Origin of the sequence: Enterobacter cloacae complex sp. 2024EL-00711, assembly GCF_047529885.1 — a bacterium.
GTDB classification, from domain to species: Bacteria; Pseudomonadota; Gammaproteobacteria; order Enterobacterales; family Enterobacteriaceae; genus Enterobacter; species Enterobacter ludwigii.
Map to the genome: position 1 here is coordinate 250,387 of NZ_JBLIZC010000003.1, position 24,709 is coordinate 275,095.

Here is a 24,709-nt window from a genome sequence, read left to right on the forward strand (position 1 = left end):
CTGTCATTACAGGAAAGGTAAAGGGGGAGAGTTTTTGATTAATCGTGCTGACAAATGATAATTGGTATCATATGATATTGGTTATCATTATCAGTGTGAGAGGGCGAACCATGTTGAACAGGACGCTGGGAAGTGGTTGGGGAGTGTTACTGCCGGGGGCGATTCTTGGCGGTCTGATGTTTGCCGATCTCTCCATTGATGTCTGGAAAGCGCTCATTGTGTCAGGACTGTTAGTGACGTCAGGGATGATCTGGCATAAACAGCTGCGCCACTTTGTGTTACTGCCGTCATGCGTAGCACTGGTCAGTGGAATTCTGGTGATACTGATGAGTTTGAAATAAGCGGAAAGCGAGAAGAACGTCAGAAAGGATGTAAGATAATTGGTGCGAGGGGGGGGACTTGAACCCCCACGTCCGTAAGGACACTAACACCTGAAGCTAGCGCGTCTACCAATTCCGCCACCTTCGCACAGTCATCTTACTTTTTTTGATATCGCCTCGTTGGTGCGAGGGGGGGGACTTGAACCCCCACGTCCGTAAGAACACTAACACCTGAAGCTAGCGCGTCTACCAATTCCGCCACCTTCGCCCAGTGCGAGCAATATCAACGTGATTTATGGTGCGAGGGGGGGGACTTGAACCCCCACGTCCGTAAGGACACTAACACCTGAAGCTAGCGCGTCTACCAATTCCGCCACCTTCGCATACCATCGACACTGTAAAAGTATCGTAACCACGGAGGCGCATTCTAGATGTTTTCAGCTTTACGTCAACAGAAAAATGCGCACGCTGTTTTGATTGCTGCAAAAATGGCCGATGGTAGCGCCAGGTTTTACCGGATAGCGGTTACGCGTATCCGGCCTGCCAGATAAGGGGATTACTTCTTAGCCTGACGCGTCATCACGGTGCGGTAAACCTTAAAGCGACCCGTTTGAGCGATGACTTCATGGAAGCCAAAGGTTTCATCCAGCACTTTCGGGTACGGCAAGAAGGCGTTAGCCACGATACGCAGTTCACCCCCGCTGTTCAGATGACGTACTGCACCACGGATCAGCGTTTGCGCCGCTTCAAGGCTGGTTTCCATACCATCGTGGAACGGCGGGTTGGAGATGATCATGTCGAAACGGCCATTCACATCAGAGAAGACGTTGCTGGCAAACACGTCGCCTTCCAGGCCGTTTGCAGCAAGCGTTGCGCGGCTTGCTTCAACCGCCGGGGCGCTCACATCGCACAGGGTTAAGCGCACTTTTGGCGAATGGCTCGCCAGTACGGTCGCCAGTACACCCGCGCCACAGCCGACATCCAGCACTTTGCCTTTCGTATGCGGCGTCAGGGTGGAGAGCAACAGCTGACTGCCCACGTCCAGACCGTCGCGGCTGAAGACGCCTGGCAGAGTTTTAATGGTCAGACCGTCAAGCTGATACTCATCCCAGAATTTCTCAGCATCAAAGGTCGCCTGTTTTTCCAGACGGCCGTGATACAGGCCACAGCGACGGGCGCTGTCGATTTTATTCAGCTGCGCATAGCCTTCCAGCATCTGTTCTGCGCTACGAACGCCGCTGCGGTTCTCACCGACCACGAAAATATCGCAGCCAACGGGCAGCAGAGAAAGCAGGTTCATCAGCTGGAACTGGGCTTCTGGCTTGTTCTTCGGCCAGTAGTAGATGAGCGTGTCGCAGTCGGCGATGTCGCTCTGTTCAGCGACCAGGCTAAAGCGCGCGCGGTCATCCATCTGGCGGCTCAGTACCTGCCAGTGGTGGTAGTATTGGGTGTGGGCACGGCTTTCAGCACAGTCGAAACGTGCGGGCAGGTCATCCTGCATATCTCCGGCAAACAGAATACGGCTTTCTTCGAAATCATCACTGTGACGCAGCAAGACTTCACTTGCCGGGGTAAATGCAGACATGAATTGTTCCTCAATTAACTCAGGCGGGGATTATAGTAGGTAGATGGCGCAGTTTCGACACATTTGCTATATTTGCGCGCCTGAGAGACAGGAGTTTTCCCTATGACATCCCGACGAGACTGGCAGTTGCAGCAACTGGGCATCACCCAGTGGGCCTTGCGTCGCCCGACGGCGTTGCAGGGCGAAATCGCCATCTCCATCCCTGCGCACGTCCGGCTGGTGATGGTGGCGGAGCAACTGCCTGCCCTGAATGAACCCCTTATTGGTGATGTCCTTCGTAGCCTGAAGCTGACCACTGAACAGGTTTTACAGCTTACGCCAGACAGGGTCACCATGCTGCCATCCGACAGCCGCTGCAACAGCTGGCGTATGGGAGACATCGATGGGGTCTCCCTTGAAGGGAGCCAGATCTGCTCGGCAGCGCTGGACGAACTGAAAGCCAACCCAAAAGCGCGCAGCGCGCTATGGCAACAAATCTGCGAATATGAACACGATTTCTTCCCTCACGACGCCTGATCTGACCGCGGCGTACGCGATTGAAACGCGCGCCCATGCTTTTCCATGGAGCGAAAAAACCCTCGCCAGCAATCAGGGCGAGCGGTATCTGAATTACCGTCTGGACGTCGACGGCACGATGGCCGCTTTTGCCATCACGCAGGTCGTTCTGGACGAAGCGACGCTGTTTAATATCGCGGTTGATCCCGCGTATCAGCGCCGGGGGCTGGGAAGAGAACTGCTTGAGTATCTCATTCGCGAGCTCGAAACCCGTGACGTTTTCACCCTGTGGCTGGAGGTGCGCGCGTCGAATGTCGCCGCCATCGCACTCTATGAAAGCTTAGGCTTTAACGAGGCGACTATCCGCCGTAACTACTACCCCACCGCAGAGGGACGTGAAGACGCCATCATAATGGCTCTGCCGCTTGGATAACTAAAATAAGGTTGTAACGATGAAATGGGACTGGATTTTCTTTGATGCCGACGAAACGCTGTTTACGTTTGACTCGTTTGGCGGCCTACAGCGGATGTTTCTCGATTATAGCGTTTCCTTCACCGCTGAAGACTTTCAGGACTATCAGGCGGTAAACAAACCGCTGTGGGTGGATTACCAGAACGGTGCCATCACCGCGTTACAGCTGCAGCACCAGCGCTTTGATGTCTGGGCCGAGCGGTTAAACGTCAGCCCGGGTGCGCTTAACGATGCCTTCCTTAATGCCATGGCGGATATCTGCGCGCCGTTGCCGGGCGCGGTTTCCCTGCTGGACGCCCTGAAGGGTAAGGCGAAGCTGGGCATTATTACCAACGGGTTTACCGCCCTGCAGCAGATCCGCCTTGAGCGTACGGGCCTGCGCGATCATTTTGACGCGCTGGTGATCTCTGAAGAGGTGGGCGTACCTAAGCCGGATCCGCGTATTTTTGATTATGCGCTGGAACAAGCGGGCAATCCCGATCGTGAACGAGTGCTGATGGTCGGGGACACCGCGGAGTCGGATATTCGTGGCGGGATGAACGCCGGCCTGTCGACCGTCTGGCTGAATGCACACGGTCGCACGTTGCCGGAAGGTATCCAGCCGACCTGGACCGTCACGTCATTGAACGAACTGGAGCAGCTCCTGTGTAAACAATGATTGCCTGCCCCCCATTGATGGGTAAAATAGCCGCATTTTTCGTATCCCATGATGCGCGGCCTGACGCCGCGCTTATATAGAAGATTTCATTATGACGTTGTCTCCTTATCTGCAAGAGGTGGCCAGGCGCCGTACTTTTGCCATTATCTCTCACCCGGATGCCGGTAAAACGACCATCACCGAGAAGGTGTTGCTGTTCGGACAGGCGATTCAGACTGCGGGTACCGTAAAAGGCCGTGGTTCCAACCAGCATGCAAAATCTGACTGGATGGAGATGGAAAAGCAGCGTGGTATTTCCATTACCACCTCCGTGATGCAGTTCCCGTATCATGATTGCCTGGTCAACCTGCTGGATACCCCAGGGCACGAAGACTTCTCGGAAGATACCTACCGTACGCTGACGGCGGTGGACTGCTGTCTGATGGTCATCGACGCCGCGAAAGGGGTAGAAGATCGTACCCGTAAGCTGATGGAAGTTACCCGTCTGCGCGATACGCCGATCCTCACCTTTATGAACAAACTCGACCGTGACATCCGCGACCCGATGGAGCTGATGGATGAAGTGGAAAACGAGCTGAAAATTGCCTGTGCGCCTATCACCTGGCCCATTGGCTGCGGCAAGCTGTTCAAGGGTGTCTACCACCTTTATAAAGACGAAACCTATCTCTACCAGACCGGTAAAGGCCATACCATTCAGGAAGTCCGTATCGTAAAAGGTCTGGATAACCCGGAGCTGGATGCGGCTGTGGGTGAAGAGCTGGCCGCGCAGCTGCGTGACGAGCTGGAGCTGGTTCAAGGTGCATCTCACGAATTCGACAGAGAGCTGTTCCTGAGCGGTGAAATCACCCCGGTCTTCTTTGGTACCGCGCTGGGTAACTTCGGCGTTGACCATATGCTTGATGGCCTGGTGGAGTGGGCGCCACAACCGATGTCACGTAAAACTGACACCCGTGAAGTGGAAGCGAAAGAAGAGAAGTTCACCGGTTTCGTCTTTAAAATTCAGGCTAACATGGACCCGAAACACCGTGACCGCGTCGCCTTTATGCGCGTGGTGTCCGGTAAGTATGAAAAGGGCATGAAGCTGCGTCAGGTACGTATCGGTAAAGATGTGGTGATCTCCGACGCGCTGACCTTTATGGCGGGCGACCGTTCGCACGTTGAAGAAGCCTATCCGGGCGACATCATCGGTCTGCACAACCACGGTACGATTCAGATCGGCGATACCTTCACCCAGGGTGAAATGATGAAGTTCACCGGTATTCCGAACTTCGCACCGGAACTGTTCCGTCGTATTCGCCTGCGCGATCCGCTGAAGCAGAAACAGCTGCTGAAAGGGCTGGTTCAGCTTTCCGAAGAGGGCGCTGTCCAGGTGTTCCGCCCTATCGCTAACAACGATCTGATCGTAGGCGCTGTCGGTGTGCTGCAGTTCGACGTGGTCGTTGCGCGTCTGAAGAGCGAGTACAACGTGGAAGCGATCTATGAATCGGTTAACGTGGCGACCGCGCGCTGGGTAGAGTGTTCTGACGTGAAGAAATTCGAAGAATTTAAACGTAAGAACGAAGTGCAGCTGGCGCTGGATGGCGGTGATAACCTGACGTATATCGCTCCAACCATGGTCAACCTGAACCTGACTCAGGAACGTTATCCTGATGTCCAGTTCCGCAAAACGCGCGAACACTGATCCCCTCTCAGAGCACGGCAATCGCCGTGCTCTTCTTTATTTCCTGTCTTATTAATCTCTTGCGGAATGTTCTTAATTCAACATTATTTCGCGTCTTTTGCTCGTTTTTTACCCAAATCTGAAAGCGGCACTGTGAGAGTGATCTATATTTAACTCAGTGTTTAACACCGGGCGTGGATGAATTAACTGTTCAATGCATGACTTTGGGTTCTCCATTTTGCCCGTGTGTTCATTCGCAATATATAAAACTAGCAATTAGGGAAGTATGTCGCCCGAATGACGGGTATACACAGGAATACATCGATGAATATGACAAGACTGAAGATTTCTAAAACTCTGCTGGCTGTGACACTGGGTAGCATCCTGGTAAGTGGTTCTGCTCTGGCTGAAACCAGCACTATGGATAAAGCGCAGTCCACCGCCGATACCGCAGGGGAAAAAATCGATAGCTCTATGAATAAAGTCGGTAATTTCATGGATGACAGCTCAATCACAGCAAAAGTGAAAGCCGCACTGGTGGATGATGAAGCTATCAAGAGCACCGATATTTCCGTTAAAACTGACAAGAAAGTTGTCACCCTGAGTGGTTTTGTAGAAAGCCAGGCCCAGGCCGAACAGGCGGTAAAAGTGGCGAAGGGTGTTGAAGGTGTAGCGTCCGTGAGCGACAAACTGCACGTTCGGGACAGCAAAAACGCGTCGGTGAAAGGGTATGCCGGAGATGCAGCCACCACCAGCGAAATCAAAGCTAAACTTTTAGCAGATGACATCGTGCCATCTCGTAAAGTGAAAGTGGAAACCACCGATGGCGTGGTTCAGCTTTCCGGTACGGTCGATTCTCAGGCGCAAAGTGAGCGCGCCGAGTCCATCGCGAAAGCGATCGATGGTGTTAAAAGCGTTAAAAACGATCTGAAAACGAAGTAAATCTGCACCATTCGCCCGTCTGGCTAACGTCAGCGGGCGAAATAAAAATGACTCTGGAAAATCGCCGGTGAGTGACCTGAGCGCGCTCACATTTAGCGGCCGACATTAACTATGGTAAAGGAGAAGCTTATGTTTCGTTGGGGCATTATATTTCTGGTTATCGCGTTAATTGCCGCCGCATTGGGCTTTGGTGGTCTGGCAGGTACAGCGGCATGGGCAGCAAAAATTGTCTTTGTCGTGGGTATTATTCTGTTCCTGGTCAGCCTGTTTACGGGTCGTCGACGTCCGTAGCAAACGCAATATTCCTTCAACAAAAAAAAGCCAGTCCTCGTGACTGGCTTTTTCTTGTTTCAGTCGCTGGTCGGGTGCGCTACTGTGTCATAACAGAAAAATGAAAACAGGAAAGCAGAGGTGGGGCAACGAATTCCCGTTACGCTCGGCAATATTGCGCCGCTGGCGTTAAAGCCGTTTCGCGCAGGCCCGCTTGCGCTGGTGTGTGAAGGTGGCGGACAGCGCGGCATTTTTACGGCCGGTGTGCTGGACGAGTTTATGCGCGCGCAATTCAACCCGTTTGACCTGTACTTCGGGACCTCTGCCGGGGCGCAAAACCTCTCTGCTTATGTCTGTAACCAGCCCGGCTACGCGCGAAAAGTGATCATGCGCTACACCACGGCGAAAGAATTTTTCAACCCGGTGCGCTTTGTGCGCGGCGGGAACCTGATTGACCTCGACTGGCTGCTGGATTCGACCTCAAGCCAGATGCCGCTGGCAATGGATACGGCGGCGCGCCTGTTCGACAGCGGAAAAGAGTTCTGGATGTGCGCCAGCCGTGGTGATGACTACACGCCGGGCTATTTCTCTCCTCAAAAAGAGAACTGGCTGGATATCATTCGCGCCTCCAGCGCCATTCCCGGTTTCTATCGTTCCGGTGCGCTGCTGGACGGCATCAGCTATCTGGACGGCGGCATCAGTGACGCGGTGCCGGTACAGGAAGCTGCGCGACGCGGGGCAAACACCATTGTGGTGATCCGCACCGTCCCGTCGCAAATGTACTATACCCCGCAATGGTTTAAACGCATGGAGCGCTGGTTAGGTGACAGCAGCCTGCAACATCTGGTCAATATCGCGAAGCAGCATGAAACGACCTACGGCGCCATGCAGCGCTTTATTGAAAAACCGCCGGGTAAGCTGCGTATATTTGAAATTTACCCGCCTAAACCGCTGGTCAGCATGGCGCTGGGCAGCCGCGTTCCTGCGCTGCGTACCGATTACAAAACGGGGCGCCTGTGCGGGCGTTACTTCCTGGCGACAATAGGCAAACTGCTGGCTGAACAACCGCCTATACATCGTCATAAAGCCATTATTACCCCACCGGCAGTGGTGGCGAATGATGCGCTGGCGATGCCGCTGGTGGATGCTCCGCAGGCGAATGACGCATTGTTAGATAATGAGGATCTGGCGTGACGTACCGGTTTATCGATACCCACTGTCATTTTGATTTTCCACCGTTTACGGGGGATGAAGAGCAAAGCATCACGCGAGCTGCACATGCCGGCGTAGAGGCGATAATTGTGCCGGCGGTTGAAGCGGCATATTTTGAGCGGGTACTGGATCTTTCAAGGCGGCACCAGGCGCTGTACGCCGCGCTCGGCCTGCATCCCATTGTGATTGAACACCATCTTGATGAGCATATCGACGCGCTGGACGCCATTGTGCAGACGGCTGGCGACAAACTTGTCGCCATCGGTGAGATCGGCCTCGATCTCTATCGCGACGATCCGCAGTTTGCGCGCCAGCAGACGATCCTTGATGCGCAGCTGCGTCTGGCGAAGCGTCACGATCTGCCGGTGATCCTTCACTCCCGTCGAACCCATGACAAACTGGCAATGCATCTGAAGCGTATCGATCTTCCGCGAAGGGGCGTTGTGCACGGTTTTTCAGGGAGCCTGCAGCAGGCGCAGCGCTTTATTGCGCTGGGCTATAAAATTGGCGTCGGGGGTACCATCACCTATCCACGCGCCAGTAAAACCCGCGATGTGATGGCGCAGCTGCCGCTCGAAGCATTATTACTGGAAACCGACGCACCGGATATGCCGCTCAACGGTTTTCAGGGGCAGCCAAATCGCCCGGAGCAGGCCGCTCGGGTCTTTGACACGCTCTGTGAGCTGCGCGAGGAGCCGGAAGAGGTGATTGCGCATGCCCTGCTGGAGAATACCCGCGCGGTATTTGGTATCACGCTATAGATAAAGCGCCGGTCGGATTACCACAATCTGCTGTTGTTCCAGCGCCCGCGCCAGCGGCTCAATATCTTCTGGCGTGGCGCTGCGCCAGGACGCCGCCTCACCGTAAACGCCGTGAGCATGAAAGGCGTTAATGCGTACCGGGACATTGCCCAACGCGTGGATAAACGCCGTCAGTGCTTTGAGATGCTCCAGATAATCACACTGCTCCGGGATCACCAGTAATCGCAGTTCCGCCAGCCGCTGGTGGTGTGCCAGCCAGCGGATACTGTGCTTAATCTGCGGATTTTCGCGTCCGGTCAGGAAGCGATGGTGTTCGTTCCCCCAGGCCTTCAAATCCACCATTGCCCCGTCGAATACCGGCAGCAGTTTTTGCCAGCCGGTTTCCCCTAACAGACCGTTGCTGTCCACCAGGCACGTCAGGTGTTGCAGGGCGGGATCGGCTTTGATCGCCGTGAAGAGCGCCACCAGGAACGGTAGCTGCGTTGTCGCTTCACCGCCGCTCACGGTAATACCTTCAATAAAGGGTGCGGATTTAGAGAGCTGAGTGAGGATCTCGTCGACGCTAAAACGGTGCGCCATTGGCGTTGCCTGCTGCTGGCACAACTGCAGGCAGGTATCACACTGCTGACACTGACTCTCCTGCCACCAGACCCGCCCGGCCTGTATGTTCAGCGCATCGTGCGGACAGTGGGGTACGCAGTCGCCGCAGTCGTTGCAGCGTCCGATGGTCCACGGATTGTGGCAGGTTTTGCAGCGCAGGTTGCACCCCTGGAGAAACAGAGCCAGGCGGCTGCCCGGCCCGTCCACGCAGGAGAAGGGGATCACCTGACTAACTAAAGCGCATCTGCTGTTCATGGCTTATCACGCGTGGCTGGCGCTCCAGGATGCGGGTGTGTCGGGCGGCTTCTTCTCCAAGCCAGGTGGTGTTAGTGCGTGACCCTGTTTCACGGTATTTCTCCAGGTCGGACAACCGCACCATATATCCGGTCACGCGTACCAGATCGTTACCGGCCACGTTGGCGGTGAACTCCCGCATTCCCGCGTTGAACGCACCCAGACACAGTTGCACCACGGCCTGCGGGTTGCGTTTGACCGTCTCGTCCAGCGTCAGGATGTCGCTAATCCCGGCGTGATAGTGCTTGTGGTGTGGCGCCACGCTCAGCAGGTGGCTAATCGGGTCCGGCTCCTCCCCGTAAGGCAACCGCGCGCCCGGCGTCGTACCGATATCAGAGCTTATTCCGGACTGGGCATGCAGCATCGCACGCTGTTTCCAGCCGTATTTTACCGGTGTGCTTTCAACAAACGCCGCGAGCTGTTCGCTGATCCGATACCCCAGCGCGTTGGCCTGGTCGTCTTTACCGTAACGGCCCGGTGAACCCGCTTTCTCACACAGCACGTTCACCGCTTCGGCCAGGCCGTACATGCCGAACATCGGCACAAAGCGGTCGGGATCAATCAGCCCCTCTTTGACGAGGAAGCTATTCTCAAAGAAGCCGGATTTTTGATACAGGAACTCGCAGCGGGCATTGATGACGGCCAGTTGCTGCTGGCAGTAGTGGGGCAACGTGCGGGTAAAAAAGTCTTCGGGCGAGTCGCTGTGTTCGGCAATGGCCTTCAGGTTAAGGCGCACCAGCGTGCTGCCACCGCCTGCCAGCGGCAGGGAGTTGTAACAACTCACGATTCCATAACGGCCTTTTGTGAAAATTTTATCATTCACCGGGCCGTTAGAAATATGGGGTTTGCTGCATTCACAGAGATTTTCGGCCACCCTGAGCAGCAGTGAATCTGGTGTGATATCGGGATCATAAATAAAGGTCAGATTCGGTGCGACCTGCTTCAGCTCTGCATCAGCGCGTAAAATCGCGCGGGTAACGGGCGTGTCCGCCGGACCAATATTGGCATGCATAAACGCATCCGGAAGCGTTCTGTCGAGATAGCGCCAGAAACGTTTTATTCGGCTATCGATTTCTTCTTGTGTTAGAATATTAACATACGGTTGCAGTAATGCATCAAGATGACCGAGGAAGACCGGCATCGATGTGACAGAAGGAACATGGTGGTACAGGATGGTCAGCAGTGAGAGCGCGTCATCCAGATCCTTTGCCCCTTCCAGTTCCAGCCATGCCGAGCCGTTGGCGAGGAATCTGGCGTAATCAGGCAGAACATAGCGCGGTTTATAAGGCGCATGGCCTTCGAACATGTCGCAGATAAATCCCTCTTCCAGCGCGGTGCGAGCGGCCTGAGGCAGCGCGGGGTAGGGAAGATGGTTCTCCGCTTCCAGCGCCAGAAAATGACGTTTTTGCTCGGGGGTCAATACCGGGCTTGTCACAATTTGCTGGCAACGTTGTTGCAGTGCGTGAGGGCTGGCGTGGGACATATTCGCTTCCTTTATGGTTCTGCGGATGATGACCGAATTGTAGGAAGTCATCCCGGGGGGACTTTTGATCCCACACCGGGTATCGCTGCTTTAATCAGCAGCGACAGCAGTAAAATTTGAAGTTCATCTCATTACAGTAATGCAAATTTGTACGCAGTTTTCATTAACTGTGATGAATGTCGAAGTGTAAGTGCGGCTGGATGTTAGAATAGTCACAGACCGCAAGGTGAAATTTATACGGCGATGCCGTTGGAGAATGTTATGACCGATTTAACTGCAAGCAGCCTGCGCGCGTTGAAACTGATGGACCTGACCACCCTGAATGATGACGACACCAATGAGAAAGTCATCGCCCTGTGCCATCAGGCGAAAACGCCCGTCGGGAACACTGCAGCCGTCTGTATCTACCCGCGCTTTATCCCCATTGCCCGTAAGACGCTGAAAGAGCAGGGCACGCCGGATGTACGCATTGCAACCGTGACTAACTTCCCGCACGGCAATGACGACATCGAGATTGCGCTGGCTGAAACCCGCGCGGCCATCGCGTACGGCGCTGACGAAGTGGACGTGGTATTCCCGTACCGTGCGCTGATCGCCGGTAACGAGCAGGTTGGTTTTGACCTGGTGAAAGCGTGTAAAGACGCTTGTGCTGCGGCAAACGTGCTGCTGAAAGTGATCATCGAAACCGGTGAGCTGAAAGAAGAAGCGCTGATCCGTAAAGCGTCTGAAATCTCCATCAACGCGGGTGCAGATTTCATCAAAACCTCTACCGGTAAAGTGCCGGTGAACGCAACGCCGGAAAGCGCGCGCATCATGATGGAAGTGATCCGTGATATGGGCGTGGAAAAAACCGTAGGCTTCAAACCTGCGGGCGGCGTGCGCACGGCTGAAGATGCGCAGCAGTTCCTGGCGATTGCCGACGAACTGTTTGGCCCGGCGTGGGCGGATTCCCGTCACTATCGCTTTGGTGCATCCAGCCTGCTGGCGAGCCTGCTGAAAGCGCTGGGTCACGGCGACGGTAAGAGCGCAAGCAGCTACTGATTTTTATCCTGCGGCGGGCCATCCGCCGCATTTAACCTGTTTTCTCGGGGGTTACCGTGTTTCTCGCACAAGAAATTATTCGTAAAAAACGTGATGGTCATGCATTAAGCGACGAAGAGATCCGCTTCTTTATCAATGGCATTCGTGATAACACCATCTCTGAAGGGCAGATTGCTGCTCTGGCGATGACCATTTTCTTCCACGATATGTCGATGCCTGAGCGTGTATCGCTGACCATGGCGATGCGAGATTCAGGAACCGTTCTGGACTGGAAAAGCCTGAACCTCAACGGCCCGATTGTGGATAAACACTCAACCGGCGGTGTAGGTGACGTGACGTCGCTGATGCTAGGCCCAATGGTGGCGGCCTGTGGTGGTTATATCCCCATGATCTCCGGGCGTGGCCTGGGACATACCGGCGGTACGCTCGACAAACTGGAAGCCATCCCGGGCTTCGATATCTTCCCGGATGATCATCGCTTCCGCGACATTATTAAAGACGTTGGTGTGGCGATTATCGGCCAGACCAGCTCTCTTGCTCCTGCCGACAAGCGCTTCTACGCGACCCGCGATATCACCGCGACCGTTGACTCTATTCCCCTGATTACCGCCTCTATCCTCGCCAAGAAACTGGCGGAAGGCCTGGATGCGCTGGTCATGGATGTGAAAGTGGGCAGCGGCGCCTTTATGCCGACCTATGAGCTTTCCGCGGCGCTGGCAGAAGCCATTGTGGGCGTCTCCAACGGTGCGGGCGTGCGTACTACCGCCCTGCTGACGGACATGAACCAGGTGCTGGCGTCCAGCGCAGGCAACGCCGTGGAAGTGCGTGAAGCTGTGCAGTTTCTCACCGGTGAATACCGGAACCCGCGTCTGCTCGATGTCACCATGGCCCTGTGCGTGGAGATGCTGATCTCCGGCAAGCTCGCCAGCGATGATGCCGACGCACGCGCCAAACTTCAGGCGGTGCTGGATAACGGCAAAGCGGCAGAGATCTTCGGCCGCATGGTAGCGGCGCAGAAAGGCCCGACCGACTTCGTGGAACACTACGCGAAATACCTGCCAACGGCGACGCTCAGCAAAGCGGTCTACGCCGATACCGAAGGCTTTGTCTCGGCGATGGATACGCGCGCGCTCGGCATGGCGGTCGTGTCGATGGGCGGCGGTCGTCGTCAGGCCTCGGACACCATTGATTACAGCGTCGGCTTTACCGATATGGCGCGTCTGGGTGACAGCGTTGATGGTCAACGTCCGCTGGCCGTGATCCACGCGAAAGATGAAGCCAGCTGGCAGGAAGCGGCGAAGGCGGTGAAAGCGGCCATTACGCTTGATGATAAAGCACCGCAAAGCACACCGACTGTCTATCGCCGTATCACCGAATAGCGGTATACTGATCTGATCGATAATTTTTGAAGCACTACGTACGGAGAACAATTATGAAACGTGCATTTATTATGGTGCTGGACTCATTCGGCATCGGCGCAACCGAAGATGCAGAACGTTTTGGTGACGTGGGTTCCGATACCATGGGTCACATCGCTGAAGCCTGTGCGAAAGGCGAAGCGGACAACGGTCGTAAAGGCCCTCTGACTCTGCCAAACCTGACCCGTCTGGGTCTGGTGAAAGCCCATGAAGGTTCTACCGGTAAAATTGCAGCCGGTATGGACGGCAATGCGGAAGTGGTAGGCGCGTACGCCTGGGCGCACGAGCTCTCTTCCGGTAAAGATACTCCGTCTGGCCACTGGGAAATCGCCGGCGTGCCGGTTCTCTTCGACTGGGGTTACTTCTCCGATCACGAGAACAGCTTCCCGCAGGAGCTGCTGGACAAGCTGGTTAAGCGTGCCAATCTGCCGGGCTACCTCGGTAACTGTCACTCTTCCGGTACCGTGATTCTGGACGAACTCGGTGAAGAGCACATGAAAACCGGCAAGCCGATTTTCTACACCTCTGCCGACTCCGTGTTCCAGATTGCCTGCCACGAAGAGACCTTTGGCCTGGATAAGCTTTACGAGCTGTGCGAAATCGCACGTGAAGAGCTGACCGAAGGCGGCTATAACATCGGTCGCGTGATTGCACGTCCGTTTATCGGTGATAAAGCGGGTAACTTCCAGCGCACCGGTAACCGTCATGACCTGGCCGTTGAGCCACCGGCACCGACCGTACTGCAGAAGCTGGTTGACGAGAAAGACGGCCACGTGGTGTCCGTGGGGAAAATTGCAGACATCTATGCCAACTGCGGTATCACCAAAAAAGTGAAAGCCACCGGTCTGGATGCGCTGTTTGACGCCACCATCAAAGAGATGAAAGAGGCGGGTGACAAGACTATCGTCTTCACCAACTTCGTGGACTTCGACTCCTCCTGGGGCCACCGTCGTGACGTGGCCGGTTATGCCGCGGGCCTGGAACTGTTTGACCGCCGTCTGCCGGAGCTGATGGAGCTGGTGGGTGAAGATGACATTCTGATCCTGACCGCCGACCACGGCTGCGACCCAACCTGGACCGGTACCGACCACACACGCGAGCACATTCCTGTGCTGGTGTACGGCCCGAAAGTGAAACCTGGCTCACTGGGCCACCGTGAAACCTTCGCCGATATCGGTCAGACTATTGCGAAATACTTTGGTACGTCCGACATGGAATATGGCAAGGCCATGTTCTAAACACATCCGGGCGTATCCCCTCTCCCTTCGGGAGAGGGAGAACACCATGCAGGCCGGGCAGGCGCCGCCGCCACCCGGCAAAAACACGATAAAAGGAACTGAAGATGGCAACTCCTCACATTAATGCCGAAATGGGTGATTTCGCTGACGTCGTATTGATGCCGGGCGACCCGCTGCGCGCGAAGCACATTGCAGAAACTTTCCTCGAAGACGTGCGTGAAGTGAACAACGTTCGCGGCATGCTGGGCTTCACCGGTACGTACAAAGGCCGCAAAATCTCCGTGATGGGGCACGGTATGGGTATCCCATCCTGCTCCATCTACACCAAAGAGCTGATCACCGATTTCGGCGTGAAGAAAATCATTCGCGTAGGCTCCTGCGGTGCAGTACGTATGGACGTTAAGCTGCGTGATGTGGTTATCGGCATGGGCGCGTGCACGGACTCTAAAGTTAACCGTATGCGTTTCAAAGACCATGACTTTGCCGCCATCGCTGACTTCGGCATGGTGCGTAACGCGGTTGACGCCGCAAAAGCGCTGGGCGTAGACGCACGCGTGGGTAACCTGTTCTCTGCTGACCTGTTCTATGCACCAGACGGCGGCGAGATGTTCGACGTGATGGAAAAGTACGGCATCCTGGGTGTGGAAATGGAAGCGGCTGGGATCTACGGTGTCGCGGCTGAGTTTGGCGCGAAAGCACTGACCATCTGCACCGTGTCTGACCATATCCGTACGCACGAGCAGACGACCGCTGCTGAGCGTCAGACCACCTTCAACGACATGATCAAAATCGCGCTGGAATCCGTTCTGCTGGGCGACAAAGAGTAATGTTGTACTGCCGGGCGGCGTTCGCTGCCCGGCATGCTCTTCCCGGTTACAAATACACCACGCTGATGGTCGCCTGACCGTCAAACTCCGTATCTTCTGTTAAAGACAGATTCTTCAGATTCTCGACCGCCAGCGACACGTTCAGCGGGAAAGAGACGCTGGTGACCGCCATCGGGTCGTTTTTGCCCGCCGGTGCAACGCTCATCAGACCCAAATCCTTATTGGCGATGGTGCCACCGTTGGCTTTCTGCCAGCGGCTCACGCCCGCTCCCGCGGTCACGGCCGTACGGATAGGCTCAGCGTTATTGCCGTTCGCCGTCACATCGCCTGGCGTGGTGTAAATGGAGTACGCGCCGATGTTTTTACCATCGTGCGTTTTGCCCAGCCCAAAGGTGCTCATCGCACCGCGAAGTTCACCGCCGTTAGCATTGGCGTTTTTCACCTTCAGGTTACTGCTGCTGCCCGTGCTGGCGTTGGAATCGGTACGGTTATCCGCAATGCTCCAGCCCACCTTTGTTGGCGTAGGGCAGTTGATCGTCAGCATCACCCCTTTTTCGCCCAGCTGCGTAGCCTGGGTTTGCGACAAATCGCCAATCTGAATCCTGCCAAAATCGATCACGCCATTATTGCTCAGCTCCGGTACACACGAGGCACCGGCAAGCGAGGCTTTGACTTTCAGCACGGCGGTATCGCCCGCGTGTGCGGATGTGGCCGCCAGGGCCAGCGCGACAACGAGTAAACATTTTTTCATTGTTAATCCTTAACATAAATAAAAAGCATGACATTGCGGGGTATTAACCCGTCAGTATTTGTAACGGTAGTGCTTTTCTACGCTTCACGCAGGCAGGTACCTGACGCGTGAATGGGGTTATTCCTGTGTTAATAATTCCCAGGCCATATTGCTCTCAAGAAGGGTATTGTCAGCAACATGACGAAGCTGGCTGTTATTAATGACGGGAACAATCTTAAGGGTGAAGCTCATGTGTTTACCCCGCACCGGCACGGCATTTTGCCGGGCAACGAGACCTTCATTATTTTTGATAAACGCGCGTTGCGTCGGACTGGAGGAGGGCGTAAAACCGATACGGTCCGTCGTTTTCGCCAGCGTGCAGGCATGCCCGTCAACCACCATATTGTCGGCAATAATGGCCAGTCGCCCGTCCTGACCAAAGAGAACCCCTCCATTGACGCCCGCAGTGGACTGCAGAAACAGCGCCATCACTCTCGGCTCCGGGCAGAAGACGTTGGCCGTAATTTCTTTGGCCGGCATTCGGTTCCAGTTCTTCTGCGAGGCGGCGATATCCGACGGTTTGAGTTTTCCAAACGAGACAACAGGCTGCGAAAACGTAACCTGACACTCTTCACTGGACGCGCGTGCGGAGAAGAGCAAAATCATGCTGGCAAACGCCGCGAATAAAAGGGAATAACAGGTTTTCACTGGCACATTCCTTCTGCTTTTTCGTAATAGGACTCGGTATTTTTGTCTTCGCTGAGCGAATACGTGATATGGCAAATTTTTGCCATGTTGTCGTCCACCACATACAGGGCGGGCGCATCCGTGGCGTCGGGAATAAACACGCTGCCGTTATCCATTACGCTGACGATATAACGGCTGTCTTTATCCACCACGCTAAGCCCTCTGGCGAGCCATGACCCGTCAGGGCGTTTCACGCTCAGCATTAGACGACGCGTGTTCAGCACGTGGAAATCCACCTGCGCGAATGAGCCGTAAGCTGCGGAAACGGTCTGTATCCCGTTCGATAAATCCATTCCCTGTGGCAGGGAGCTGGCATCAATGACAATCTGAGAGGTTTGCCACTCGCGCAGACCCGGCACCACGGCTTGTCCCCACGCATCGGTCCAGACGGTTCCATCGGGCGTGGTGATTTGAATACCGCTTTCCGGCTCGCTTAATCGCGCAATGCCAAAGGTGTCTTTAATCGGGTAGGGTGCAAACGTAATGCCATGACCATGCAGGGCGATGCCGCCGCTGAGGGAGGTGCTGTAATTATGCTGATTCCCGTCGTTCAGCCCTGCGGCCATGCCCAACTGTGCGTAGTGCAGGTTGGTGCTGACATTGCCGTTAAACGACTGGGTCTTGTCCTGATTGTCGCGATCGACCGAGAGGTTGTAATTGGTGTTTTGACCCCACGATCCGCTGTCCTGAATACCGAGGTTTTGTTTTTCACCCTGGCTGCGCATATAGGTACTGATGCGCTCAGTGCCAAACGGAATGACCAGATTAAGATAGAGCAGGTCGCCATCACTTGTGCCGCCCTTCTCCGTCTCACTGCTGCTGAGGGCGTGCTGCCAGTTCACTGAGAGCGACGTGTGCCCCAGACTCTTGCCCCAGGAGACCATCAGGTAGCGGGAGCTACTGCTCTCTTCATCGCCGGCATTCTCGCTGTACTGGAAAGAAAGCGAGCCAACCCATGCATTGTTCCAGTTGAGGCTGGTATTCCAGGCACTTTGATAGCGCTGGGATTCAGCGTCCATCGCCTCGTTTAACTCCCGGTAGCCGGTGCTGTAAGTTGATGCACTGACCCCAAGCGTGAGTTGCTCGGGCAGGGAAAGGTGACTTTGCAATTCTATCTTGCGGCCATTTTGTTGACCGTAGAACTGCGCGCGGCTCATCTGAACGCTGGGAGAAAGGAGCCAGTACTCGGCTGGCGACCATTCCAGCATCGCCCCGAGGGCCTGATACTGCTCTGCCAGCACGCCCGCCGTGACGCCGGTGAGCTGGGGCGTAAACCGGGTTCCGTCAGAAAAATTAAATACCCAGGGCGACCCCTGTTCATCCCCGGTATCGCGAACTTTACCCAACGAGACGCTGAGCCCTTCGGTGCGCGTCATCCCGCTCACGTTCAGTGAGGAGGAGGGAACCGTAAACGTCGTGGTGGAACCGTCGGTTTCGACCACGCTGATGTCCAGATCCACGTTGCCACGCACCACCGGGACATCGGTCAGAGTAAACGGACCGGCATTCACCAGCGAAGAGTAGATAACCTGCCCGGACTGACGAACGTCAACGCGCGCCTGGTTGGTGCGGGCGATGCCGGAAATAGTCGTCGCCGGAATATTCGGTTGCAGGCCCGTTTCCGGCAGGAACTGAACGCCATTAATTTGTGCGCCACTGAACAGCGCCGAGTTGACGTTAATCTGCCCCGCCTGAATGCGAAGCTTCCGTTCTTCGAAGACGTGTTCCGCGTAGGTATAGAGATTCTCTGTGCTGCGGGTTCCGTTATCGTCGGTCAGGATAAAGTTGCTGCGCAGCGTCCAGTTCGCCACGTTGAGACCGGCGCCAATATTGCCCTGGGAAAAGGTACTGTTTCCGCCGCTGCCGTACTCGTTGTAGTTGCTGAACGCACTGTAATTGATAAGACCCGCCGCACCGCCGTGCGCGTAGTATTTCGCGGCATAAAAACCATTGTCCATCGCCTCTGCGGGAACATAAATCTCAAGCGACTCCGCGTTGGGCAGCAGCGTGACGGTGGCCGTCGGGTAATCTTGCAGAAGATTATGGCAGGGCTCTTTTGCATCGATATTCAGCGGAAGAAGACCTGCCGCACGGGTAAAGTCATCATCCAGACACAGTTGCCCTTCCTCTCCCACGCGGATCGCAAGCGTGCCTTTATCGACGCCGTTAATTTTTACCTGCACGGCATGCGGCCCCGGCAGGTATCGCTGGGCCTGGGAGAAGTAGTGGGCGAGGTTGGTGCTGATACCCCGGGTCGCCAGAATATCGGTATTAAAATCCATACCGGCCGCCGATACCGACTGGGCGGGCAATGTCAAAGCCCCCAGTATGGCGGCGCGAAGCGTCTGATTACGCAAAGAGAACTCAATCACCAAAACATCCCTGTCTTACTGGCGCGTCAGGGAAGCGGTAAAGCTCTCAACTTCAATCCCGTAGCGGCTGGCCGGATTGAACTCAATGGCGTTATCGGTGCCGTTAACCGGGGTGTCGGTCTGCACCGTCATGGTCTCTCCCGGCAGGATAAACGTCTTGTTGACCAGGCCTTCCGTATGCGAAGGCAGTAAGGTGACAGAGGTGGAGAAACGGACCACGTAGGCGGACGGATTCTGCACCTTGACCTCTTTCCCGGTGACTGACCAGGTCAGTAATTTCCAGGCGTCGGTGACCACCGGCAGATCTTTGGGATGGATCAGGACCGGTAAATCCTGACGCAGGTTGATCCCGACCTTCACGTTTTTATCCGTGCTTTTGGGCGGAATACCTTCGAACACCACGCGTTTGTACTGTTCAACGCTAAGCGGTTTGTCGGTTTCAAGAATAAAGCGAACCTGTTGCTCCTGGCCTGGCTCAAGGCGCACTACCGGTTGGGTGACGTTGAGTTTTACCCCCTGGTCGCCCCCGATATCCCGGATGGAGGTGTAAAGCAGGGTGGGAATGCTGTCGGTGTTTTTCACGCTCATGACGCCGCCGTGGTTCGCTTCGTCAATCAGCAGCAGGGTGGTTTCAGGCACCATTCCGGCGGCAAAAAGCGAAGCCGGAAGGGCGAGGCACAGTGAGCAGATCAAACGTGTTGATGTGTGGATCGTAGACATAGTGGGTTTCATTCGCTGGTCAGGAAAAAAACTCCCCATGTAACTGGAGAGTTTTGCGTCAGGGGGCTGGATTAGAGGTAAACCAGGGTGATCGTTGACTGGCCTTCAAGCTCGGTTTTGTCGGTCAGGGTCAGCTTGTCGCTTGGGGCTACGGCCAGCGCAATCTTCAGCGGGAATGCCGCGCTCATGAAGGCTAAAGGTGCACGCTGGCCGCTTTTGGAAACGGTCATGACGTCGGTGCCATCGTTGGAGAGGATGCCGCTGGTCCACATGTTCATCCAGCTTCTGCTGCTGATCGTGCCGCCGGTATACAGGGTAGCCGCGATAGGCTGTACCGCCGCGCCGTCTGCGGTAACGGAGGTCAGGTAGGTAGAAATGGCATACGCACCGATGTTCTCGCCGGCGCTGGTTTTACCTACGCCGTTCAGTTGGCTGGAGCCAGAAGCCTGGCCACCGTTTGCGGTAGCGTTATCCACGTGGAATTGGTTGGCTGGCAGGCTGGCACCGGCGTTGGAATCCGCGCGATCGTCGTGAAGCGTCCAGCCCACGCGTGTGGCGGACTGGCACTTGATGGTCAGGGTGACATCTTTATGGCCTGCCTGATATGGCACGCTGGAGGAGAGGGAGTCCAGACCGATTTCACCGAAGTTGGCCAGACCCCCGTTGCTGATTTCCGGCACGCAGCCTGCGCTGGTCAGTGAGCCCTGTACTTTGAGCATGGCGGTCGGTTCTGCGCAAACGGCTGTTGCCGCCATGGATAGCACGGTGGCAAGAAGAAGCTTTTTCATTGTTATTCCTTAACCTGAAAGAGAGTGACTAAAAAAGATATTTTTAGTCCGCAAAGTGCTTGCATGAATACACGTGTTAAATAACAAGCGCCGCTGATTCTATTAATGATTCACAGAATGCAATAATTAGATTTTCTAACGAGCACATTGAGATTTTATTAAGTCATTACAATCAGATATGAATGGATTTATATTCTGCTTTAAAACGGCGGGATATCCCGCCGGAGAAAAGAAAACATGACCTTAACGTATCAGAGATAAACCAGCGTAATGGTGGTTTCGCCGCTCAGTTGAGCTTCATCGGTCGTGGTCAGGCGATCGGTATTCACAATGGCCATCGAGACTTTAAACGGGAAGACGACGTTGGTAATCGCCAGCGGAGAAGATTTGCCTGGGGTGGTCGCCGTCATAATTTCTGCGTTACCGTTGGCAATAATACCGGTACTCAGGTTACGCCACATGTATTCGCCATTGCTGTTGACGTACGCCGGGGCATAAATGGCCTGAGCCGGAAGACCATTGGCGGTAACTTCATTCACGCGCGTTGCGATGGCATACGCCCCAATCTTTTCGCCCGCAGCCGTGGTGCCAACGCCATAGGTGGTGCCAGCGCCCCAGGCATCACCTCCGTTATCCGCCGCATCGCGGATGTAGAACTGGCTGGACGTCAGGTCATTTGCCGCATTGGTATCTTCTTTATTGTCCGCGATGCTCCAGGCCACTTTGGTCGCTGAAGGGCAGTTAATGGTTAACGACATGTCCTTTTGACCCATCTGATTCGTCTGGGTAGGAGAAAGTTGATCCAGGGCGATGGTGCCAAAATCGATAGAACCGCCATTGCTTAATTCAGGCGTACAGGACGCATTATTCATTTTGCCTTTCACCTTCATCACAACGGTAGAGTCGGCGAGCGCAGCGTGCGAAGCCACGGCAATCAGAGTGGCGAGAAGAAGTTTTTTCACTGTTATTCCTTAACCAAAAAGTGGACATTTTCTTATGTGCGTGTAATTAACGTATTGATTCACAAGCGCGGGAATTCTATTAATGGTCAGAGTTATTTGTGAAATGAGAAATTCTACACTCGGTTGTGAGTTTAATTAAGGGCTGTAAATACAATCATGTATGTATTTACGTCTTGCGAATAATATGATGGATGCAGTATGAATAAAGGAATAAAAAACGGCGAATTAAATTCGCCGTCAGAGATACGTTATCGCCTGAGCGATAATTTAATTAGAGGTATTTCAGCGTAATGGTCGCCTGACCATCCAGTTCGGTATCTTCGGTAATGGTCAGTCTGTTGGTATTCCTGATTGCCATGGAGACTTTCATTGGGAATACGGCTTCGGTAAAGGCCATCGGCACGAGTTCACCCGGTTTGGCGACGGACATGGTTTCGTAGTCATCCAGAACAAGACGACCCGTCGTATTTTTATTCCATTTAGTCAGATTAGTGCCTCCCGCGGTAATCGCATCAGCAGGTGCGCCGTCTACCGTGACATATGGCAGGTTGGTATACACTGCCCATCCGCCAATCTTCTGACCTTCTTTGGTAAAACCTAAACCGCTTGTGTACTGAGGGCTGAATGTCGAGCTGCCATCAACGGCAGAATCATCGACTTCAATATAATGGCCATCAGCCAGACTGTCTTTGCGGTTGTCGTACATTGTCCAGCCGACTTTGGTCGCAGAATTACAGGTAATTGTCATGGTGATATCACGCTGGCCGAGCTGGTTATCCTCAGTCGCGCTCAGTGAGCCCATTGATATTTTGCCATAATCTACTGCACCGCCGTTGCTCATTGTAGGAGTACATGACGCGTTGGTCAGTTTGCCTTTCACTTTCATGACGGCGGTGTTAGCCGCATGGGCTGCGGTCATGGACGTTGCCGCAGCGATGGCCGCGACAAGAAGAATTTTTTTCATTGTTGTTCCTTAACGAAGAGAAATTATAGAGCTGTCGACTAGTAATGTAATCAATAGGTTTTATATATGGGTGTAACCACGGGCGGTAGTATATTGTGGCTGCTCTAAATGGTGTATTTAGAATTTCTAAACGGGCAGTAATGAAAATATAAAAGCATAGATGGTGTGAATATTTTCACGCATTTTACGGGCATATTTCCGCTTTTATTGTTCAATTTATTATTGAAAGTTATTAGCGGTTTTCGTAAGGCCGGGAAGCATTCAATGCCCTTCCCGACGATAATATAATATTTTTTAATGAGATGGGGCAGGCTGGATCCCTGAAGCCTGCTTAAAAAATAAGAATAAGACGTTATCGCGTAAACAGGTTACATCACTCGCCCGGCGAAGCACGCCGGGCGACATGGTTTAGCGTACGGCCTGCGAAAGCCAGGCAGAAAGCTCGCCCAGCTCGATTGCCTGATTGGGGAACTCGCCACGTAACGCCTCACATGTCAACTGCACCGTGTCGGCACGATACAGGCAGCCCTGTAAGCGGCTGGCCAGCGCCTCCAGCGGCGCAGGGTTCAGGCTGTCCGTAAAGACCTGCGCCCGGGTAATGTGGCCTTTTTCCACGTCAAAATGAAGCTCCACGCCGCCCCAGGTGAAGCGCTCGTCCAGCAGGTGCGAGAAGGCCGGCGCCTGACCAAAGTTCCACTCCCAGCTGCTCTGACGGGCAAAGGTTTCCGCAAAGTTTGGCAGGTCAGGGGTGTTATCCGGGGAGAGCACTTCGGCTTCGACCCGCTCGCCGTAGTGATCGAAAAACGCTTCGCGGATGGCATCGCAAATCTGTTCGTGGGTGATGCCCGGCAGTAATTCGATCAGGTTGGCGACGCGGCCACGCACGGAGGTGATACCTTTGGCCTGCAGCTTTTTCTTATCGGGATTAAGGTAATTCGCAAGACGGCTGAGGTCGGCGTTCAGCAACAATGTACCGTGATGGAATCCCCGGTCCAGGGTTTCACGGTAGGCGGAGCCGGAGACTTTGCGATCCCCGTCGGGGGTTTTGACGACCAGATCGTTGCGGCCTGACGCTTCGGCAGTAACGCCCAGCGATGTCAGGGCGTTAAGCACAATCGCGGTGGAAATGGTTTTATCGTATTCAGGTTTGCCCGCCATAAAGGTAAAGCAGGTATTGCCGAGGTCGTGAAATACCGCGCCGCCGCCGCTGCTGCGTCGCGCCAGGCGGACGTTATCCTCTTCCATACGCCGGGTATTACACTCTTTCCAGGGATTCTGCGCACGGCCAATCACCACCGTATCGGCGTTGCGCCATAAAAATAACACCCGTTGAGTGGCTGGCATCTGACGGAAGATGCACTCTTCTACCGCGAGATTGAACCAGGGATCGTGAGAGTCAGAGATAAGCAGGCGTAACGTCGTCATGGCAAAGTTCCTTTTCCGAATCGTAAGCCTACTTTATCACTATTCTTTCTTATCGCCCTCGTCCTCTTCGGGCACCGATTTACTGGCGGTCAGGAGGAAAGGCGATTGCTGCCAGCGGGTGCGTTTACCCTGCAGCAGCGTGCGTGCCAGCACCACACCGATGGCCAACGAGAGCAGCAGCATCAGGCGCAAAATATTGGTGGTGTTGTCCACCTGTTTTGCTTCGGTAGGCAGGGTGTGGGTGTCGAGCGTCAGCCGCAAATACCCGAGCGGACCATTTTTCCCCTGCACGGGTTCGACGATCTGCTGATTGAAATAGCCGCCGGCTTTTTTGCCGTCCAGCGCCAGCCTGTCACGGACGTCAACGTGCTCACCGGCGCGGGCGATCAAGTCGCCCTGTTCGTCGTAGACACCGGCATCAAGAATGCGGCTGTTTTCGGTTAACTGGCGTAATATCTGACCTATGCGCTTCTCGTCCGGCGTTTCGGTGCGCATCGCTGGGGCGATGTTGAGCGTGACCTGACGCGCCAGAGTACGCGCCAGTTCCTCAAACTGCGGGTTACGTTGCCGCTGGTGGTTCTGGCTGAACCACGATGCCCCTTGCATCAGCGCGACCAAGAGTGCGAGACATATCAGGACAATCACGGCACGATGAAGTCGGAATTTCAGTTTTGCGCGAGCCATATTCCACCTGCTGAAAATTTACGGCTTAATGTTGCCAGAAG

At 54.7% G+C, this 24,709-nt stretch carries 25 protein-coding genes and 3 tRNA genes; 13 read left to right on the forward strand and 15 right to left on the reverse strand.

Going from position 1 to position 24,709, the window contains the following annotated elements; genetic code table 11:
* The first annotated feature begins 71 nt into the window (after positions 1 to 71).
* The gene (locus ACMVME_RS11225) at positions 72 to 341 is read left to right on the forward strand and encodes a DUF1435 domain-containing protein (RefSeq protein ID WP_068795299.1); all 270 of its coding nucleotides are present in this window, start codon (positions 72 to 74) and stop codon (positions 339 to 341) included.
* 40 nt (positions 342 to 381) lie between these two features.
* On the opposite strand, the gene ACMVME_RS11230 is transcribed toward ACMVME_RS11225, so the two are convergent.
* The 4 genes from ACMVME_RS11230 to rsmC all read right to left on the reverse strand — a co-directional run bounded on the left by ACMVME_RS11230 (position 382) and on the right by rsmC (position 1,905).
* Positions 382 to 468 (reverse strand) — tRNA-Leu (locus ACMVME_RS11230).
* A 33-nt stretch (positions 469 to 501) separates the two neighbouring features.
* Positions 502 to 588, reverse strand: a tRNA-Leu gene (locus tag ACMVME_RS11235).
* Positions 589 to 616: 28 nt separating this feature from the next.
* Positions 617 to 703, reverse strand: a tRNA-Leu gene (locus ACMVME_RS11240).
* Positions 704 to 876: 173 nt separating this feature from the next.
* Positions 877 to 1,905: a 16S rRNA (guanine(1207)-N(2))-methyltransferase RsmC gene (gene rsmC / locus ACMVME_RS11245; RefSeq protein ID WP_014168516.1), complete on the reverse strand. Its 1,029-nt coding sequence runs from the start codon at positions 1,903 to 1,905 to the stop codon at positions 877 to 879.
* A 102-nt stretch (positions 1,906 to 2,007) separates the two neighbouring features.
* Between rsmC and ACMVME_RS11250 the strand changes: the two genes are divergently transcribed.
* From ACMVME_RS11250 to ACMVME_RS11285, 8 genes are all read left to right on the forward strand, one after another.
* Positions 2,008 to 2,421, forward strand: a complete 414-nt coding sequence (locus ACMVME_RS11250) for a DNA polymerase III subunit psi (protein ID WP_068795236.1) — start codon at positions 2,008 to 2,010, stop codon at positions 2,419 to 2,421.
* A complete protein-coding gene (rimI, locus tag ACMVME_RS11255; RefSeq protein ID WP_014168518.1) occupies positions 2,390 to 2,833 on the forward strand; it encodes a ribosomal protein S18-alanine N-acetyltransferase in 444 nt (147 codons plus the stop codon). The genes ACMVME_RS11250 and rimI overlap by 32 nt, the downstream gene beginning before the upstream one ends.
* A gap of 19 nt (positions 2,834 to 2,852) precedes the next feature.
* On the forward strand, positions 2,853 to 3,530 hold the full coding sequence (gene yjjG, locus ACMVME_RS11260) for a pyrimidine 5'-nucleotidase (protein WP_068795235.1): 678 nt from the start codon (positions 2,853 to 2,855) through the stop codon (positions 3,528 to 3,530).
* 91 nt (positions 3,531 to 3,621) lie between these two features.
* Positions 3,622 to 5,211, forward strand: a complete 1,590-nt coding sequence (gene prfC / locus ACMVME_RS11265) for a peptide chain release factor 3 (protein WP_014168520.1) — start codon at positions 3,622 to 3,624, stop codon at positions 5,209 to 5,211.
* Positions 5,212 to 5,514: 303 nt separating this feature from the next.
* Entirely contained in the window at positions 5,515 to 6,132 is a 618-nt protein-coding gene (gene osmY, locus ACMVME_RS11270; protein ID WP_068795234.1) for a molecular chaperone OsmY, read from the forward strand.
* 129 nt (positions 6,133 to 6,261) lie between these two features.
* The gene (locus ACMVME_RS11275) at positions 6,262 to 6,423 is read left to right on the forward strand and encodes a DUF1328 domain-containing protein (protein WP_003856556.1); all 162 of its coding nucleotides are present in this window, start codon (positions 6,262 to 6,264) and stop codon (positions 6,421 to 6,423) included.
* A gap of 120 nt (positions 6,424 to 6,543) precedes the next feature.
* Entirely contained in the window at positions 6,544 to 7,596 is a 1,053-nt protein-coding gene (locus ACMVME_RS11280) for a patatin family protein (protein ID WP_020885286.1), read from the forward strand.
* A complete protein-coding gene (locus ACMVME_RS11285) occupies positions 7,593 to 8,375 on the forward strand; it encodes a TatD family hydrolase (protein ID WP_068795233.1) in 783 nt (260 codons plus the stop codon). The genes ACMVME_RS11280 and ACMVME_RS11285 overlap by 4 nt, the downstream gene beginning before the upstream one ends.
* On the opposite strand, the gene ACMVME_RS11290 is transcribed toward ACMVME_RS11285, so the two are convergent.
* Positions 8,370 to 9,230, reverse strand: coding sequence for a YjjW family glycine radical enzyme activase (locus ACMVME_RS11290; RefSeq protein WP_020885284.1), 861 nt, complete (start codon positions 9,228 to 9,230; stop codon positions 8,370 to 8,372). The two genes, ACMVME_RS11285 and ACMVME_RS11290, sit on opposite strands and share 6 nt — an antisense overlap.
* Positions 9,205 to 10,752 carry a YjjI family glycine radical enzyme gene (locus ACMVME_RS11295; RefSeq protein WP_068795232.1) on the reverse strand — a complete coding sequence of 516 codons (1,548 nt, stop codon included), beginning with the start codon at positions 10,750 to 10,752 and terminating at the stop codon, positions 9,205 to 9,207. The genes ACMVME_RS11290 and ACMVME_RS11295 overlap by 26 nt, the downstream gene beginning before the upstream one ends.
* Before the next feature lie 261 nt (positions 10,753 to 11,013).
* Here ACMVME_RS11295 and deoC point away from each other — a divergent pair, with 261 nt between their 5' ends.
* The 4 genes from deoC (at position 11,014) to deoD (ending at position 15,276) form a co-directional block, all read left to right on the forward strand.
* Positions 11,014 to 11,793, forward strand: a complete 780-nt coding sequence (gene deoC, locus ACMVME_RS11300) for a deoxyribose-phosphate aldolase (protein ID WP_020885282.1) — start codon at positions 11,014 to 11,016, stop codon at positions 11,791 to 11,793.
* Between the two features lie 56 nt (positions 11,794 to 11,849).
* Positions 11,850 to 13,172 (forward strand): thymidine phosphorylase, encoded by a 1,323-nt coding sequence (gene deoA, locus ACMVME_RS11305; RefSeq protein ID WP_014168528.1) that lies wholly within the window; start codon positions 11,850 to 11,852, stop codon positions 13,170 to 13,172.
* A 53-nt stretch (positions 13,173 to 13,225) separates the two neighbouring features.
* Positions 13,226 to 14,449: a phosphopentomutase gene (deoB, locus tag ACMVME_RS11310; protein ID WP_020885280.1), complete on the forward strand. Its 1,224-nt coding sequence runs from the start codon at positions 13,226 to 13,228 to the stop codon at positions 14,447 to 14,449.
* 104 nt (positions 14,450 to 14,553) lie between these two features.
* Positions 14,554 to 15,276 carry a purine-nucleoside phosphorylase gene (gene deoD, locus ACMVME_RS11315; RefSeq protein WP_013095492.1) on the forward strand — a complete coding sequence of 241 codons (723 nt, stop codon included), beginning with the start codon at positions 14,554 to 14,556 and terminating at the stop codon, positions 15,274 to 15,276.
* 46 nt (positions 15,277 to 15,322) lie between these two features.
* Here deoD and ACMVME_RS11320 read toward each other — a convergent pair whose 3' ends face one another.
* The 9 genes from ACMVME_RS11320 to ACMVME_RS11360 form a co-directional block, all read right to left on the reverse strand.
* Positions 15,323 to 16,027 carry a DUF1120 domain-containing protein gene (locus ACMVME_RS11320; protein ID WP_068795231.1) on the reverse strand — a complete coding sequence of 235 codons (705 nt, stop codon included), beginning with the start codon at positions 16,025 to 16,027 and terminating at the stop codon, positions 15,323 to 15,325.
* A gap of 117 nt (positions 16,028 to 16,144) precedes the next feature.
* Positions 16,145 to 16,714: a hypothetical protein gene (locus tag ACMVME_RS11325; RefSeq protein ID WP_223398459.1), complete on the reverse strand. Its 570-nt coding sequence runs from the start codon at positions 16,712 to 16,714 to the stop codon at positions 16,145 to 16,147.
* Entirely contained in the window at positions 16,711 to 19,125 is a 2,415-nt protein-coding gene (locus tag ACMVME_RS11330; protein ID WP_068795230.1) for a fimbrial biogenesis usher protein, read from the reverse strand. The genes ACMVME_RS11325 and ACMVME_RS11330 overlap by 4 nt, the downstream gene beginning before the upstream one ends.
* A gap of 15 nt (positions 19,126 to 19,140) precedes the next feature.
* Complete coding sequence (locus ACMVME_RS11335; protein ID WP_044867940.1) at positions 19,141 to 19,845, reverse strand: fimbria/pilus chaperone family protein; 705 nt, start codon at positions 19,843 to 19,845, stop codon at positions 19,141 to 19,143.
* Positions 19,846 to 19,916: 71 nt separating this feature from the next.
* Entirely contained in the window at positions 19,917 to 20,633 is a 717-nt protein-coding gene (locus tag ACMVME_RS11340; protein ID WP_014168534.1) for a DUF1120 domain-containing protein, read from the reverse strand.
* 251 nt (positions 20,634 to 20,884) lie between these two features.
* Positions 20,885 to 21,595, reverse strand: coding sequence for a DUF1120 domain-containing protein (locus tag ACMVME_RS11345; RefSeq protein ID WP_014168535.1), 711 nt, complete (start codon positions 21,593 to 21,595; stop codon positions 20,885 to 20,887).
* 271 nt (positions 21,596 to 21,866) lie between these two features.
* On the reverse strand, positions 21,867 to 22,559 hold the full coding sequence (locus tag ACMVME_RS11350; RefSeq protein WP_068795229.1) for a DUF1120 domain-containing protein: 693 nt from the start codon (positions 22,557 to 22,559) through the stop codon (positions 21,867 to 21,869).
* Positions 22,560 to 22,967: 408 nt separating this feature from the next.
* Positions 22,968 to 23,984: a lipoate--protein ligase LplA gene (lplA, locus tag ACMVME_RS11355; protein ID WP_068795228.1), complete on the reverse strand. Its 1,017-nt coding sequence runs from the start codon at positions 23,982 to 23,984 to the stop codon at positions 22,968 to 22,970.
* 39 nt (positions 23,985 to 24,023) lie between these two features.
* Complete coding sequence (locus ACMVME_RS11360) at positions 24,024 to 24,668, reverse strand: YtjB family periplasmic protein (protein WP_020885273.1); 645 nt, start codon at positions 24,666 to 24,668, stop codon at positions 24,024 to 24,026.
* Positions 24,669 to 24,709 lie beyond the last annotated feature (41 nt).

Excerpts from the sequence above, each read along its gene's own strand:
- ACMVME_RS11295 (WP_068795232.1), bottom strand. The coding sequence starts at position 10,752 with ATGTCCCACGCCAGCCCTCACGCACTGCAACAACGTTGCCAGCAAATT.
- ACMVME_RS11225 (WP_068795299.1), top strand. The coding sequence starts at position 72 with ATGATATTGGTTATCATTATCAGTGTGAGAGGGCGAACCATGTTGAAC.
- ACMVME_RS11335 (WP_044867940.1), bottom strand. The coding sequence starts at position 19,845 with ATGTCTACGATCCACACATCAACACGTTTGATCTGCTCACTGTGCCTC.
- ACMVME_RS11360 (WP_020885273.1), bottom strand. The coding sequence starts at position 24,668 with ATGGCTCGCGCAAAACTGAAATTCCGACTTCATCGTGCCGTGATTGTC.
- deoD (WP_013095492.1), top strand. The coding sequence starts at position 14,554 with ATGGCAACTCCTCACATTAATGCCGAAATGGGTGATTTCGCTGACGTC.
- ACMVME_RS11350 (WP_068795229.1), bottom strand. The coding sequence starts at position 22,559 with ATGAAAAAAATTCTTCTTGTCGCGGCCATCGCTGCGGCAACGTCCATG.
- prfC (WP_014168520.1), top strand. The coding sequence starts at position 3,622 with ATGACGTTGTCTCCTTATCTGCAAGAGGTGGCCAGGCGCCGTACTTTT.
- ACMVME_RS11340 (WP_014168534.1), bottom strand. The coding sequence starts at position 20,633 with ATGAAAAAGCTTCTTCTTGCCACCGTGCTATCCATGGCGGCAACAGCC.
- deoB (WP_020885280.1), top strand. The coding sequence starts at position 13,226 with ATGAAACGTGCATTTATTATGGTGCTGGACTCATTCGGCATCGGCGCA.
- deoC (WP_020885282.1), top strand. The coding sequence starts at position 11,014 with ATGACCGATTTAACTGCAAGCAGCCTGCGCGCGTTGAAACTGATGGAC.
- lplA (WP_068795228.1), bottom strand. The coding sequence starts at position 23,984 with ATGACGACGTTACGCCTGCTTATCTCTGACTCTCACGATCCCTGGTTC.
- yjjG (WP_068795235.1), top strand. The coding sequence starts at position 2,853 with ATGAAATGGGACTGGATTTTCTTTGATGCCGACGAAACGCTGTTTACG.
- rimI (WP_014168518.1), top strand. The coding sequence starts at position 2,390 with ATGAACACGATTTCTTCCCTCACGACGCCTGATCTGACCGCGGCGTAC.
- rsmC (WP_014168516.1), bottom strand. The coding sequence starts at position 1,905 with ATGTCTGCATTTACCCCGGCAAGTGAAGTCTTGCTGCGTCACAGTGAT.
- osmY (WP_068795234.1), top strand. The coding sequence starts at position 5,515 with ATGAATATGACAAGACTGAAGATTTCTAAAACTCTGCTGGCTGTGACA.
- ACMVME_RS11320 (WP_068795231.1), bottom strand. The coding sequence starts at position 16,027 with ATGAAAAAATGTTTACTCGTTGTCGCGCTGGCCCTGGCGGCCACATCC.
- ACMVME_RS11250 (WP_068795236.1), top strand. The coding sequence starts at position 2,008 with ATGACATCCCGACGAGACTGGCAGTTGCAGCAACTGGGCATCACCCAG.
- ACMVME_RS11275 (WP_003856556.1), top strand. The coding sequence starts at position 6,262 with ATGTTTCGTTGGGGCATTATATTTCTGGTTATCGCGTTAATTGCCGCC.
- ACMVME_RS11290 (WP_020885284.1), bottom strand. The coding sequence starts at position 9,230 with ATGAACAGCAGATGCGCTTTAGTTAGTCAGGTGATCCCCTTCTCCTGC.